The organism is Kitasatospora sp. NPDC097691 (assembly GCF_040302665.1).
In the GTDB taxonomy this organism is placed as follows: Bacteria; Actinomycetota; Actinomycetes; order Streptomycetales; family Streptomycetaceae; genus Kitasatospora.
In genome coordinates, this window is the sequence record NZ_JBEORY010000088.1 from 15,974 (window position 1) to 29,665 (window position 13,692).

The following is a 13,692-nucleotide window of genomic DNA, read 5'->3' on the forward strand; positions in this document are numbered from 1 at the left end:
CCGAAGGAGAGCCGACCGCCCATGGGAAAGCGCCGCAAGCCCAGCCCCCCCAGCCGGGCCCGCATGGCGGTCCTCACCACGGCCATGGCGGCCGGCGGCGCGGTCCTCGCCTCGGGCACCGCGCACGCCGAGCCCGCACCGACCCTCGCCTCCGTCAAGGAGCAGGTGGACAAGCTCAACGAGGAGGCCGAGCAGTCCATCGAGCGCTACAACGGCTTCCAGGCCAAGCAGCAGAAGCTCCAGGGCGAGGCCAACCAGATCCAGGAGAAGGTCGTCCGCGGGCAGGAGGCGATGAACGAGCTGCGCACCCGGCTCGGCGCCGTCGCCGCCGACCAGTACCGGACCAACGGCATCGACCCGTCGGTCCAGCTGATGCTCGACTCCGACCCGTCGGGCTACCTGGAGCGCGCCGCGGTCCAGAACCAGGTCTCCGACTCCCAGGCGAACCTGCTGAAGCAGGCCCAGGACGAGCAGCGCAAGCTCGACCAGGACCGCGCCGAGGCCACCGCGACCCTCGCCGAGCTCGACTCGGTCGGCAAGCAGCTGGCGGAGCAGAAGAACGACATCCAGACCAAGCTGGCCCAGGCGCAGGCGATGCTGAACAAGCTCAGCGCCGAGGACCGCGCCAGGATCAACGCCCAGCAGACCGCGGAGAAGGCCAAGGCCGAGGCCAAGGCGGCCGCCGCCAACGCGGGCGCCGCCGCCGCGGCGGACCGCGCCTCCCGCTCCGACCAGCGCCCCGACCTGAACGCCCCGGTGCCCGCCGCGAGTGGCCGGGCCGCCTCCATCATCGCGTTCGCCCAGGCCCAGCTCGGCAAGCCGTACGGCTGGAGCAAGACCGGCCCCGACAGCTTCGACTGCTCCGGCCTCACCAGTCAGGCCTACCGAGCGGCGGGTGTCAGGATCTCCCGGATGTCCCAGGACCAGTGGAACGACGGCCCGCACGTCGACCGCGCCAACCTCCAGCCCGGCGACCTGGTCTTCTTCTACGACGACCTGCACCACGTCGGGCTGTACATCGGCGACGGCAAGATGATCCACGCACCGCGCACCGGGAAGAACATCGAGGTGCTCCCGATCTCCGCGATGCCGTACATGGGTGCCGTCCGCCCGGCCTGACCGCGCCCGCGGCGGCCCGCTCCCGCTCCGGCGGCGGCGGGCCTCCGGCGTTCCGCGCCGGGTTCCGGCGGGCTCCCAGGGAGCCGGGCCCGCACGCGCCGGACGCGGACGGGCCCGCTACGGGTGCGGTGCGCAGGCCAGCAGGTACGGCAGCACGGGCAGTACCGGCAGCGCCAGCACCCCGAGCCGCCAGGCCGGTTGCGGCCGACCGCCACCGGGGCGGGCCAGCCGCCGGACCCGGGCCAGCACTCCGGTGGCGGCCACCCCCAGCGCCCCGCCATCGGCCGTCCCGCCACTCGCGACCCCGCCGCCGGACACCCCGCCGCCCGGGGCCGACGCCCCGGCGGTCGCCAACGTGCAGAGCGCCGAGGCCAGTTCACCCCGTGACACCTGCGCCAGCGCCGCGTCGTCCGCCGCCATCTCCAGCAGCAGCGCCACCTCCGAGCGCCCCAGCCGGGCCAGCGGCAGCGGTCCGAGGAGCAGCGCGAAGGTGTCCGCCGGCAGGCGGAACAGGTGGTGGCGGCCCCGAATGTGCCCGTGCTCGTGGGCGACGGCCGCGGCGAGCTGCCGCTCGTCCAGCAGCCGCAGCGCCCCGCGCGACAGCACCACCCGGGAGCGGCGCCCGGGCAGGCAGTACACGGCCGGGTGCGCGTGCTCCAGCACCAGCGCGCCCCAGCGCCCGTCCCGGACGGCGACCAGGTCCAGCACCGCGCGGTGCCGGCGCCGGGCCCGCCCGGTGCGGACGCCGACGGCGGTGACCAGGGCGGCGACCACCGCCCCGGCGGCGGCCAGCAGCCACCAGTCGTGGGTGTGCGGGAGGAGGCCCCCGGTCGGCTCCGCGTGGGGGAACAGGCCGAGCAGCCCGGCCGGCTCGTGGGCGAAGGGCTCCACCGCGTGGTGCGCCGCGAGCAGCAGGGCGACGGTGAACGAGGCCATCAGCGCGAGCCAGAGCGCCGCGCCGGCCGCCGGACGGGCCTGGAGCCGGGCGGAGCCGGTCAGCCGTCGGGGCAGCAGTACGCCGGTCACCGCCAGGTAGAGGACGAGCAGGGCGAGCGTCACTCCGGATCCCGGGACTTCACCTGTTCGAGGGCCGCGAGCAGGGCGGAGGCCTCGTCCCCGCTGATCCGGTCGATGAAGCGGAGCAGCGCGCCGGCCCGGTCGGGGGTGGTCTCCAGCGCCTGGTGCATCAGCCGGGCGGTGTACTCCTCGCGGGTGCAGGTCGGCTCGTACACCCAGGCGCGGCCGACCTTGTCGCGGCGCAGCCAGCCCTTGGTGTGCAGGATGTCGGCGACCGTGGTGACCGTGGTGTACGCGACGGCCCGCTGCCGCTGCAGGTCGTCCACGACCTCGCGCACGGTGGCGGGCCGGCCCCAGGTCCAGAGCCGGTCCATGATCTCGGCCTCCAGATCGCCGAAGCCCCGTAGCACCGCCCTCGTCTCCCTCGCCGAACCCACCGCCGGCGCCCTTCGCCCGCCGGAACGCGGCCCATGGTACGGCGAGCGCCGGGCGCCCGCCCCCGGCCTTCGGAGGCGGGCGCCCGGCGTCTTCCGGGTGGTGCCCAGGTGGTGTCCGAGCGGTGTCATTCGGTGCTCGGCCCGTGTGCAATCGGTGATCGAACCCGACGGTCCGGGTTCAGGACAGCCGCCGCCCCAGCGGGATCCGGGACTTGGTGAACAGCGCGGCGAGCAGCCCCGCGACCACCGGAAGCACCAGCACCACCAGCAGCAGCTCGACCCACGGCGCGGTGATCAGCGCCGGCTTGGCCCCGAACCCGCTCGCCCGGGACTTCAGCAGCCCCACCGCCGGCACGAACCCGTTGGCCGCTCCGAGCAGCGCCCCCAGCAGGGCGATCAGCGCGCACTGCAGGCCCGCCATGCTCCGCCGGATCCGCGGCGGCGCGCCGACGGCGGCCAGGGTGGCCTGGTCCTGCCGGGAGTCCGCGGCCGCGAGGCCGGTGGCGATCCCGGCCGCGCCGAGCACGACCAGCCCGGCGAAGCCGGTGAGCGCCAGGGTGAGCGCGTCGCTCTTCGGCTGGAAGCCGCGCTCGACCTCCAGCGTGGCGACGCGGTCCAGCCGGATCACGGCCGCCTCGGCGCGCTGCTGCGCCTTGCGGTCGGGCGGGGTGGCGGGCAGCCAGACCGAGCCGGTCGGCCGCGCGGAGAGCCCGAGGTGCGACAGCGCGGAGGGCAGCACCATGCCCTGGGCGAAGCCCGCGGCGGCCTCGTTGTCGACCAGCACCGCGTCGACCGGGACCTCCTGGAGATCGGGCTTGGGCACCTCGCCCGGCTGTACCGCGCCGCCGCCGCCGCGCAGCATCAGCACGGCCTTCCCGTCGGCGCCCAGCAGGGTGCGGTCGAAGACCAGCAGCTTCCCGGCGGCCAGCGCCTGTTCCGCGGCCGGGTCGTGGACGCCGAAGAGGTTGTGCAGCACGGTGGCGTCCCCGGCGGCCAGGTGCGGCGGGGCACCGAGGCTGCGCGGGTTCACCGGGCCCTTGAGCTGGACGGTGCTGGAGCAGTTGTCGCAGAAGCGGTACGCCACGTCGGCGAGGTCGGCGCGCGGGCCGAGGCCGGTCAGCTGCTCCTCCAGTTCGCCGCGCAGCCGGTCGAGTCGGGGCCCGTCGGTGAAGCTGGTGAGCCGGACGGCGCCGTACGGGGCCTGCGGCCGGTAGTCGCGCCGGTTCTCGGCGTCGGTGCTGGTGGTGTACACCCCGATGGCGACGGCGCCGGCCACCGCGGCCATCACCGCGGCCACCGCCGGTGCGGTGCGCGAGCGGTTCCGGGCGGAGTCGCGCAGCGCGAGCCGGGGCCCGAGCGGCAGCCGGCCGGCCGCCCGGCCGATCAGGGCGACCAGCATCGGGGTGCAGAGCAGCAGCCCGATCTCGGCGGTCACCGAGCCGCCGAGCACGGTGAGCGTCCGGGCGTCGAAGCTGCCGACGACCGGCAGGTCGCGCTGGATCGCGCCCGCGCCGTACATCGCGACCACGCCGCCGAGGACGACCAGCAGCAGGCCGAGCGTGGTGACCCACCGGCTGGGCCTGCGGACGGTGTCCCGGCCGGCGAGGCCGGCGGTGACGCTGCGGCGGGCGGCCTGCACGGCGGGCAGCGCGGCCGCGAGCAGGGCGGTGACCAGGCCGATCCCGGCGATCGCGAGCAGGTCCGACGGAGGCAGGGCGAAGTGTCCGAACCGTACGCCGCCGACCCGTTCGATCTGCGGCCGGAGCACGGCGACCAGCCCGGTGCCGAGCGCCACCCCGGCCAGCGCCCCGGCCGCGCCGAGGACCAGGCCGCCGCCGAGGACCACCGCGCCGACGTGGGTGCGGCTGCCGCCGGCGGCGCCGAGCAGGGCGAGCTGGCGGCGGGAGCGGCGCGCGCCGACCGCGAAGGCCGGCCCGGCGAGCAGGGCGACCTCCAGCAGCGCCATGCCGGTGACGGTGGCGACGACGATCTTGGTGCTGTTACCGGCCGCCGGGTCGCTGCTGAACCGGCGTGCGTCACGGTAGTAGGGGACGGTCGAGCGCGGCGGCGGGTCGAGCGCGACCGAGCGCGCGGTGAGCGTGTAGCCGTAGGCGTTGAACTCCTGGACCTTGGCCCAGTCGAGCGCCGTCCCCGCCGGGAGCCGGACCAGCCAGGCGGCGCGCCGGCCCGAGGCCCGCTCGGCGGCGGACTGGCCGGGCGCTGCGGCGGCGGCCATCGGGTCGAGCAACTCGCTGGGCCGGGCGACGAGTTCGACCCTTCCGAGCTCGTCCGGATGCTCCACCACACCGGTGACGGTGAAGGTGGTCCGCTCCAGGCCCTGGACGGTGGTGGTGCCGCCGACCTTCAGCCCGGCGTGGTCCAGGAAGGCCCGGGTGGCGGCGATCTCGTGGGGGGACTTCGGGGCGCGGCCCTCGACCAAGTCGATCCGGCCGCGCCAGATCGGGTCGCCGAGGTCGGCCTCGGTGGTGAGGGTGCGGACCAGGCCTTCGGGCGAGGTCGCACCGGTCTCCGGCCCCGGCCGGGCGGGGGTGAGCACGCTGCCGGGCGGCAGCAGGGAAGCGACCAGCGTCGCCGGGTCGGTGCCCGCGCCCTTCAGCTGCTCGGCCGTCGGCTGCTGGTCCGGGCGGGAGTCGGCGCCGAAGGCGCCGTCCTCGGCGACCGGGGCCTGCTCGACCGTGCGGCCCGGGCTGAGCGCGGTGACCAGGGCGTCCGCGCCGCCGACCACCCGCTCGACCCGCTCGGCCGGGGTGAGCTGCCCGCTGCGGTGGACCACGTCGGCGCCCGTGACACCGAGTACGGGCAGGGCGATCATGGCGACGATCAGGGCACTGCGGCCCTTGGCTCGCAGGGCGTCGCGGCGGGCGATGCGCAGGGCGACCCGCCAGGCTCCGAGCCTCATCGCGTCACCTCGCCGATCGGGCCGGGCCGGTGGACCGTCGCCGGGAAGTCCGGGGTGCGGCCGTCGGTGGAACGGCCCTCGGTGGAACGGTCGTGGGCGGAGTCGTCGGTGGAACGGACGTAGGCGGGTCCGCGGCCGGTGGATCGGTGGCGGGCGGGTCGGTGGCCGCGGCTCTCCGAGGCGACCGCGCCGTCCCGCAGGTGGACCACCCGGTCCGCCCACGCGGCGTGTGCGGCCTCGTGGGTGACCATCATCGCGGCCGCCCCGGCGTCGCAGCGGGCGCGCAGCACCCCGAGCACGGCCTCGCCGGTGGCGGAGTCGAGGGCACCGGTGGGTTCGTCGGCGAGGACCAGGCGCCGCTCGCCGATCAGGGCGCGGGCGATGGCGACGCGCTGCTGCTGTCCGCCGGACATGTCGTCGGGGAAGCGGTCGGCGAGCTCGCCGATGCCCAACTCCTCGAGCGCGGCGAGCGCCTCCCGGCGGGCCCGGCGGCCCGGGACGCCGTCGAGTTCGCGCGGCAGGGCGATGTTCTCGGCGGCGGTGAGCGCCGGGATCAGGTTGTAGTCCTGGAAGACGTACCCGATGGAGCGCCGCCGCAGGTCGGCGAGCTTGCCCCGGCGCAGTCCGCCGAGCGGGACCCCCTCCACCAGGACCTCGCCGTCGCTGGGTCGGTCCAGCCCGCCGGCCAGGGTCAGCAGGGTCGACTTGCCGGAGCCGGAGGGCCCCATGACGGCGACGAACTCCCCCGGGTGGACGGCCAGGTCGATGCCGCGCAGGGCGTGTACCTCGGCGGCGCCCCGCCCGTGCACCCGGGTGACGTTGGTCAGGTGCAGGACGGGCGCGGGCCGGGCCGCATCGGTGGTGGACACACTTCCCCCTCGTGAGCTTCTCGACTGCATATGTCGGTGAACTATATATGCCGGGAGGAGATGCTCAAGGTGGACCCGCAGCGTGTCGGGCTCGGTCAAACTTCTACAAAGGTGTCGAAGGAGGGGGTGCCGGGAGCGCCGGGAGGGCCGGGAGGGCCGGGAGGGCCGGGCGAGGCGCGGACGGCCGTGGTCCGGCCCGGGCGGCCCGGTGCTCGTCCGAGGGAGTAGAACGGAAGGACCGTCACATGAACCGCCTGGGAGGCCTGATGCTGCGCACCGATCCGAAGCACGGACCGCTGGTGCCGATGCTGCTGGTGCTGACCGTGGTCACCGGCGTGGTGGACGCGGTCAGCTACCTGGAACTCGGCCACGTCTTCGTCGCCAACATGACCGGCAACGTGGTGTTCCTCGGCTTCGCCCTCGCCGGTGCGCCCGCCCTCTCCGCCAGTGCCTCGCTGGCCGCCCTGGCTGCCTTCCTCCTCGGCGCCCTGGCCGGCGGCCACCTCGCCCGCCGCCTGCCCGGCCACCGCGGCCGGCTGCTGACCGCAGCCGTCGGCGCCCAGGCGGCGCTCGTCGCGGTGAGCACCGTCCTGGCGGCGGTCGTCGGCCACACCTCCGACCCGGCCCGCTACACCCTGATCGGGCTGCTCGGCTTCGCCATGGGCGGCCAGAACGCGGTGGTCCGCGCACTGAGGATCCCCGACCTCACCACCACCGTGCTCACCATGACGATCACCGCCCTCGCCGCCGACCGCACCGGCCCCCGCCGCCTCGCCTCCGCGGTCTGGATGTTCGCCGGCGCCCTCCTCGGCGCCCTCCTCGTCCTGCACGCCCACGTTCCCGTCGCCCTCGGCCTGGCCTCCGCCCTCCTCCTCGCCGTCGCCGCCCTCACCCACCGCGCCGCCAGGTCCACCCCGGCCCCGGCGTGGACCGAGCCTTTGTGAGTGGGGCGGCGGACCCGCAACCGCCCGTCCGGGTACGTCGGTTGGGCCCCGGTTGGGCGTCGCCGCCCCGTCGAGCCGGGCGGCTCAGTCCTCGGAGCGCTGCCCCGCGCGGCCGCTCCAGAGCGGTTCGAGCCGGGCCCAACCGTCCGTCCAGGCGGTCTCGGCGCGGCGGTCGAGGGCGTGGAGGCGCAGGCGGAGGGCGAGGACGACGAGGGCGAGCAGGGTGAGGAGGGCGCCGCTGCCGGTGCAGGCGGCGGAGACGGCGAGGGCGGCGTGGTCGACCGGGGGAGGGGAGGCGTTGCCGGCCGCGTCGATCCAGATCGGCACGCTGCTGCCGGTGGCGGTCGTGCGCGGGGCCTGGACGGTGCCGGAGCGCGGGGTGCCGTCGGGGGCGGTCCAGGTGGCCTCGACGTCGATCCGGCTGCTGTAGCCCCCGGCGAACCGGCCGCCGCCGGGGGCGGTGTGGTCCGGGGTGTTGCGGACCACGGCGTCGACTTGGTGCAGCCGCGCACGCTCGGTGGCGGCCTGGGGCGCGGTGCCGCGGTACAGCAGCAGCGCGCCGACGGTGGAGAGGGCGAGGGTGAGCACCGCGCCCAGTGCGGCGAGCAGCCAGGCCCGGGCGCGGGAGCGGTCGAGCGCGCGGGCGAGCGGTTCGTGCCGGGCACCGAGGGCCCGCCGCAGCTGACGGCCGGTTCGCCGCGGGAGCGACGCAGGCCTGGCCGGGCGGGGTGTGCTGGACACGTTGACGGCTCCTCAGGGGCGCGGGGGAGTACGGCGGTTCGCCACCAATTTCCACCCGACGGGCCCCCGTGCACAAGAGTCGTGCGCGCTCGTAGTACCGCCGGGGCCGTGAGCCGTACCGCCACTCCCGACGTTCGTCCCGTCCCTGCGTCCCGCCAGTGCCGCTCGGCCCCGCAGCCGGGACGTTCGGCCCTCGGCAGCGGTGGCCCCGGCCGGGCAGGCTGGGTACCGGCGGCGCCCCCCGTGCCTGGGCGCGGCCGTGGCCCGGTTCGACCGTGGGGGTGCCGGGCCGAGGTACGGGGCAGGGGGTGGTCGCGCGGCCACCCCCTGCTTTCCGTGCGCGATATCGCCTCCGGATCCGGTGTTTCTCCAGCTCAGGGCCGTATTCTCGCCAGCTATACACTCGGAGTATACGTCGGGCGTATGGTTCCCCCATGAGTGTTCCTTTGACCCTTCTGGGGCTGCTGGAGCGGGAGCCGAGCCACGGCTACGACCTCAAGCGCGACTACGACGCCCTCTTCGGCCGCGGCAAGCCCCTTCCGTACGGCCAGGTCTACGCGACCCTCGGCCGACTGGCCCGCGACGGCAAGGTGGTGGCGGGCGAGGCGGAGCCCGGCGACGGGCCCGAGCGCAAGCGGTACGTCATCACCGACGCGGGGGCGACGGAGTTCGAGACCTGGCTCCAGGAGCCGGTGGCGCCCGAACCCAACCTGCAGTCCGTGCTGTTCAGCAAGGTGGTGCTGGCCCTGATGCTGGGCCGCGACGCCGAGCAGTACCTGGACACCCAGCGCGCCGCCCACCTGCGCCGGATGCGCGAACTCACCGAACTGCGCCGCACCGGCGCCCTGGTGGACGCCCTGCTGGCCGACCACGGCCTGTTCCACCTGGAGGCCGACCTGCGCTGGATCGACCTCACGGTCGCCCGCCTGGACGCGCTCGCCGCGGAGGTGCGCGCATGACCGCCGTGATCGAGGCCCGTGACGTCGCCCTGGCCTTCGGCGAGACGCCCGCGCTGCGCGGGGCGAGCCTGTCGGTGGAGGCCGGGGAGGTGCTGGCGATCATGGGCCCCAGCGGTTCGGGCAAGTCGACGTTACTCCACTGCCTGGCCGGCATCCTGGTGCCCGACGCGGGCGAGGTGCTGTTCGACGGGCGGCGACTCGACACCATGTCCGAGGCCCGGCGCAGCGCCCTGCGCCGGGACACCTTCGGCTTCGTGTTCCAGTTCGGCCAGCTGGTGCCCGAGTTGACGGCCGAGGAGAACGTCGCCCTGCCGCTGCTGCTGAACGGGGTGCGCCGTGCCGCCGCGCTGGCCGAGGCCCGGCCCTGGTTCGCCCGGCTCGGCCTGGACGGCATGGAGCGCCGCCGCTCCGGTGAGCTGTCGGGCGGTCAGGCGCAGCGGGTCGCCCTGGCCCGCGGTCTGGTGGCCCGTCCGAGGGTGCTGTTCGCCGACGAGCCGACCGGCGCGCTGGACTCGCTGACCGGCGAGCAGGTGATGGAGCTGATGGTCGCCTCGGCCAGGGAGCAGGGCACCACCGTCATCCTGGTCACCCATGAGCCCCGGGTCGCCGCCTACGCCGACCGCGAGGCGATCGTGCGCGACGGCCGGGCCCGCACCCTCTCCGCCGGACCGGTGGCCTCGTGATCGGCTTCTCGCTCCGGCTGGCCGTCAGCGGGGGCCGGGAGGCGGTGGCCCGGCTGCTGATGACCGCGGCGGCGGTCGCGATCGGGGTCGGGCTGCTGCTGTCGGTCCTCTCCGGCATCAACGCGATCGACCGCGCCAACGCCCGGCAGGGCTGGATGAACACCGGTGCCACGGGAGAGACCGCGGCCACCTCGGCGGACCCGCTCCGGTGGGGCGCGCGGATGGACTACTACCGGGGGAAGGGGGTGTTCCGGGCCGACCTCGCCGCGACCGGTCCCCAGGCACCGGTGCTGCCGGGCCTCAGCCGGCTTCCCGCGCCCGGCGAGTACTACGCCTCCCCGGCGCTGGCGAAGCTGCTGCGCGAGACCCCTGCCGTCGAGCTTGCCGACCGCTTTCCGGGGCGTCAGGTCGGCACCCTCGGCGCGGAGGCACTCCCCTCCCCGGACACGCTCGCGGTGGTGATCGGCCGCACCGTCGACGAGGTCCGGGCGCTGCCGGGGGCCACCACCGTCACCGGCATCGCCACCGCGCTGCCGGCCGACTGTGAGCACGGCTGCTACGGCGCGGGCGTGCACGGGGACGCGCTGGTCCTGGTGCTCACCGTGGTGGCCGCCGCGCTGATCTTCCCGGTGCTGGTCTTCATCGGCATCGCGACCCGGCTGTCCGCCGCCACCCGCGAGCAGCGCTACGCCGCGATGCGCCTGGTGGGTGCGACGCCGGGCCAGGTGTCGGTGGTCTCGGCGGTGGAGTCGACGGTGGCCGCCGTGCTCGGCACGGCCTTCGGCTTCGGCCTGTACGCCGCGCTGAAACCCCTGGTGGCCGACGTGCCGTTCACCGGCGACCGCTTCTTCCCGGGGGACCTCGTCCTGAGCCTGCCGCAGGCCGCCGGGGTGGTGCTGGGCGTGCCGCTGGCAGCTGCGCTCGCCGCCCGGTTCGCGCTGCGCAGGGTCGCCGTCTCACCGCTCGGGGTCGCCCGTCGGATCACCCCGAAGCCGCCGAGCCCCTGGCGAGCGGCACCGCTCGTGGCCGGACTGGGCGAGCTCGGATTCTTCGTCGCCCACCACCCGGCGACCACGAACGCGCAGGCGGCGGCCTACCTGACCGGCTTCGTCCTGGTGATGCTCGGCCTGGTGATCGCCGGTCCCTGGCTCACCATGGTGACCGCCCGGGCGGTCGCCCGGCGGACCGGCCGGCCGGCCGCGCTGATCGCCATGCGTCGTCTGGGGGACGACCCGCGGGCCGGCTTCCGTTCGGTCGCCGGCCTGGTGCTCGCCCTGTTCGTCACCACCGCGACGCTGGGCATCATGACCACCATCAACGCGAATCGGGGCGCACTCGACGGCGCTCCCGAGGTCCGCAAGGCGGTCGTGGCCACCCCCCTGCTCGGCCCGGAGCGGGCGGCGCTGCTCCCCTCGGTGCCCGACGGGGTGATGGCGCGGGCCCGCGCCGTCACCGGCTTCGAGGGGATGGCGCTGCTGCACGACAACCCGGCCGGGATCGGTGCGTCGCAGTACGGCCGGGAGCGGATCGTGCCCGTCCTGGTCCGCTGCTCGGAACTGGCGCAGATCCCCGTCATCGGCCACTGCGCGCCCGGGGCCGAGGTCGCGGCGGTCGACCGGAACGGCGTCCTGGACCTTCAGGCGCACCCGGAGAAGGAGTGGCCGGCGGCGCCGGTCCCCGCCGAGGAGGTCGCCGGGCTCCCGGTCTTCATCGTCTACGCGACCACCGACGACTCGCCGGCGGCCAAGGAGCAGCTGCGGACCCTGTTCGCCGAGGAGTTCCCGGCGTACGTGACGAGGATGGCCGAGGACTGGTCCTCCGAAGGGCAGAAGCGGCTCCAGAGCTGGAGGCAGCTGGCGAACGTGGTGCTGCTGACCACCCTGCCGATCGCCGGGTGCAGCCTCGCGGTGAGCGTGGTCGCCGGACTGTCCGACCGCAGGAGGCCGTTCGCGATGCTGCGGCTCACCGGTGCACCGCTGCGGCTGCTCCGCCGGGTGGTCGGGCTGGAGAGTGCGCTGCCGCTGCTGGTGGTCTCGGCGCTCGCGGTCGGGACGGGCTTCGCCGCGGCGGCGATGTTCCTCAAGTCCCAGATGGGCTACGCCCTGGTGTCGCCGGACGCGCTCTACTACGGGCTGACCGGCTTCGGCCTGGCCGCCTCGCTCGGGATCATCGCCTCGACCCTGCCGCTGCTGCGGCGGATCACCGGGCCGGAGGCGGCCCGCAACGGCTGAGCCGGGGGTCCGGGTCGGTCGGCCATCCGTGACCCCCGACCCGGACCGCCCCGTCGCCCGCGCTCAGCGGACGACGGGGTAGCCGTGCGTCCCGTCCCGCCGCACGCCGTCCAGGCCGGGCAGCCAGCTGCCGAGGACCAGCGCGGACGGGTAGAACATCGGCTCCGGCAGCTCGTCCACCGCGAAGCGTTCCCAGCCGGCGCAGGCGTGCGGCTCGGTGACCACCGCGTCGGCCAGGCTGGGCGGGGCGAGGACGGCGGCGGTCAGCCGAGGCCGGCCGAGCTCGTGGTCGAGGTGCACGGCGAGCACCCGCATGCCGGCGGCCGGCAGCACGATGCCGGTCTCCTCGGCGAGTTCGCGGGCCGCGGTCTGTTCGAAGGACTCGCCGAGGTCGACCTTGCCGCCCGGCAGGCTCCAGGTGGGCGGCTCACCGGCGGTGGTGCGCCGGCCGATCAGCACCCGGCCGTCCCCGGTGGGCACGATGATCCCGGCGCCGAGCAGCGGTGCGGTCGTCCCGGCCTGCGGTGCGGTGGTCAACTCGGGCTCTCCTTCGGATGGTTACCAGTTGGCGCGCTCGTAGTCCTTGAGGAAGCAGCCGTACAGGTCCTCGCCCTGCTCGCCGCGCACGATCGGGTCGTACACCCGGGCCGCGCCGTCGACCAGGTCGAGCGGGGCGTGGAAGCCCTCGTCGGCGAGGCGCATCTTGTCCGGGTGCGGCCGCTCGTCGGTGATCCAGCCGGTGTCGACGGCGGTCATCAGGATGCCGTCGTTCTGGAACATCTCGTCCGCGCTGGTGCGGGTGAGCATGTTGAGCGCGGCCTTGGCCATGTTGGTGTGCGGGTGGCCGGCGCCCTTGTAGCCGCGGGAGAACACGCCCTCCATCGCGGAGACGTTGACCACGTACTTGCGGCGGGAGGCGGACGCGGCCATCGCCGGGCGCAGGCGGCTGATCAGGATGAACGGCGCGGTGGAGTTGCAGAGTTGCACCTCCAGCAGCTCGATCGGGCCGACCTCCGAGACGGTCTGCACCCAGCTGTTGGTGTCCGCGAGGTCGGGCACCAGCCCACCGGCGTCGATCGCGGTGCCGGCCGCGATCCGGGCGGGGGTGGCGGAGCCGGTGACCAGGGCGAGCGAGGTGACGTCCTCGGCGGCCAGCCGCTGCTCGTCGCCGCTCGCCTGGTGGGGGAGCGCGGGCAGGTCGACGCTGCCGCTGCCGAAGCGGCCGATGGTGGTGGCCTGCGGCAGCTCGCCGGCCGGCAGCGGGGCGGACTCGGCGTTGAGCAGCTCGCGGTAGGACTCCGGCGGGCGGCGCACGGTCTGCGCGGCGTTGTTGATCAGGATGTCCAGCGGGCCGTCGGCGGCGACCTCGTCGGCGAGGGCCATCACCTGGGCCGGGTCGCGCAGGTCGATGCCGATGATCTTGAGGCGGTGGATCCACTCGGCGCTGTCCGGCATCGCCGTGAAGCGGCGGATCGCGTCGTTGGGGAAGCGGGTGGTGATGGTGGTGTGGGCGCCGTCGCGCAGCAGCATCAGCGCGATGTACATGCCGATCTTGGCCCGGCCGCCGGTGAGCAGCGCGCGCTTGCCGGTGAGGTCGGCGCGGGCGTCGCGGCGGGAGCGGTTGAGCACCGCGCACCGCTGGCAGAGGTTGTGGTAGAAGGCGTCGACCTCGACGTACCGCTGCTTGCAGGTGTAGCAGGAGCGCGGACGCTCCAGGATCCCGGCGATCTCGGTGGTGGTGACGGTGGTCAGGCCGAAGGCGCCGGCCGTCT

12 protein-coding genes are annotated in these 13,692 nt (G+C 75.2%); 5 read left to right on the forward strand and 7 right to left on the reverse strand.

What is annotated here, in order from left to right:
• Window positions 1–21: 21 nt before the first annotated feature.
• Window positions 22–1,119, forward strand: a complete 1,098-nt coding sequence (locus tag ABTY56_RS36570; RefSeq protein ID WP_350633949.1) for a C40 family peptidase — start codon at window positions 22–24, stop codon at window positions 1,117–1,119.
• Between the two features lie 117 nt (window positions 1,120–1,236).
• Here ABTY56_RS36570 and ABTY56_RS36575 read toward each other — a convergent pair whose 3' ends face one another.
• From ABTY56_RS36575 to ABTY56_RS36590, 4 genes are all read right to left on the reverse strand, one after another.
• On the reverse strand, window positions 1,237–2,178 hold the full coding sequence (locus tag ABTY56_RS36575; RefSeq protein ID WP_350633951.1) for a M56 family metallopeptidase: 942 nt from the start codon (window positions 2,176–2,178) through the stop codon (window positions 1,237–1,239).
• Window positions 2,175–2,546: a BlaI/MecI/CopY family transcriptional regulator gene (locus tag ABTY56_RS36580; RefSeq protein WP_350633952.1), complete on the reverse strand. Its 372-nt coding sequence runs from the start codon at window positions 2,544–2,546 to the stop codon at window positions 2,175–2,177. Before ABTY56_RS36580 ends, ABTY56_RS36575 begins: the two co-directional genes overlap by 4 nt.
• Window positions 2,547–2,751: 205 nt before the next feature.
• Window positions 2,752–5,493 (reverse strand): FtsX-like permease family protein, encoded by a 2,742-nt coding sequence (locus ABTY56_RS36585; RefSeq protein ID WP_350633954.1) that lies wholly within the window; start codon window positions 5,491–5,493, stop codon window positions 2,752–2,754.
• Complete coding sequence (locus ABTY56_RS36590) at window positions 5,490–6,392, reverse strand: ABC transporter ATP-binding protein (RefSeq protein WP_502893263.1); 903 nt, start codon at window positions 6,390–6,392, stop codon at window positions 5,490–5,492. Before ABTY56_RS36590 ends, ABTY56_RS36585 begins: the two co-directional genes overlap by 4 nt.
• Before the next feature lie 215 nt (window positions 6,393–6,607).
• On the opposite strand from ABTY56_RS36590, the gene ABTY56_RS36595 reads away from it, so the two are divergent.
• A complete protein-coding gene (locus ABTY56_RS36595; protein WP_350633958.1) occupies window positions 6,608–7,306 on the forward strand; it encodes a YoaK family protein in 699 nt (232 codons plus the stop codon).
• A gap of 84 nt (window positions 7,307–7,390) precedes the next feature.
• Here ABTY56_RS36595 and ABTY56_RS36600 read toward each other — a convergent pair whose 3' ends face one another.
• On the reverse strand, window positions 7,391–8,047 hold the full coding sequence (locus ABTY56_RS36600; RefSeq protein WP_350633960.1) for an Rv1733c family protein: 657 nt from the start codon (window positions 8,045–8,047) through the stop codon (window positions 7,391–7,393).
• A gap of 434 nt (window positions 8,048–8,481) precedes the next feature.
• Between ABTY56_RS36600 and ABTY56_RS36605 the strand changes: the two genes are divergently transcribed.
• Genes ABTY56_RS36605 through ABTY56_RS36615 form a run of 3 tightly spaced genes read left to right on the forward strand, consistent with a single transcriptional unit; the run spans window position 8,482 to window position 11,920 of the window.
• Entirely contained in the window at window positions 8,482–9,006 is a 525-nt protein-coding gene (locus tag ABTY56_RS36605; RefSeq protein ID WP_350633962.1) for a PadR family transcriptional regulator, read from the forward strand.
• Entirely contained in the window at window positions 9,003–9,689 is a 687-nt protein-coding gene (locus ABTY56_RS36610) for an ABC transporter ATP-binding protein (protein WP_350633964.1), read from the forward strand. The genes ABTY56_RS36605 and ABTY56_RS36610 overlap by 4 nt, the downstream gene beginning before the upstream one ends.
• Complete coding sequence (locus ABTY56_RS36615; RefSeq protein ID WP_350633966.1) at window positions 9,686–11,920, forward strand: FtsX-like permease family protein; 2,235 nt, start codon at window positions 9,686–9,688, stop codon at window positions 11,918–11,920. Before ABTY56_RS36610 ends, ABTY56_RS36615 begins: the two co-directional genes overlap by 4 nt.
• 63 nt (window positions 11,921–11,983) lie before the next feature.
• On the opposite strand, the gene ABTY56_RS36620 is transcribed toward ABTY56_RS36615, so the two are convergent.
• Both ABTY56_RS36620 and ABTY56_RS36625 read right to left on the reverse strand, forming a co-directional pair.
• A complete protein-coding gene (locus ABTY56_RS36620; RefSeq protein ID WP_350633968.1) occupies window positions 11,984–12,457 on the reverse strand; it encodes a nucleotide triphosphate diphosphatase NUDT15 in 474 nt (157 codons plus the stop codon).
• A gap of 21 nt (window positions 12,458–12,478) precedes the next feature.
• Window positions 12,479–13,692: SDR family NAD(P)-dependent oxidoreductase (locus tag ABTY56_RS36625; protein ID WP_350633970.1), on the reverse strand; the 1,214-nt coding region annotated here is incomplete at its 5' end.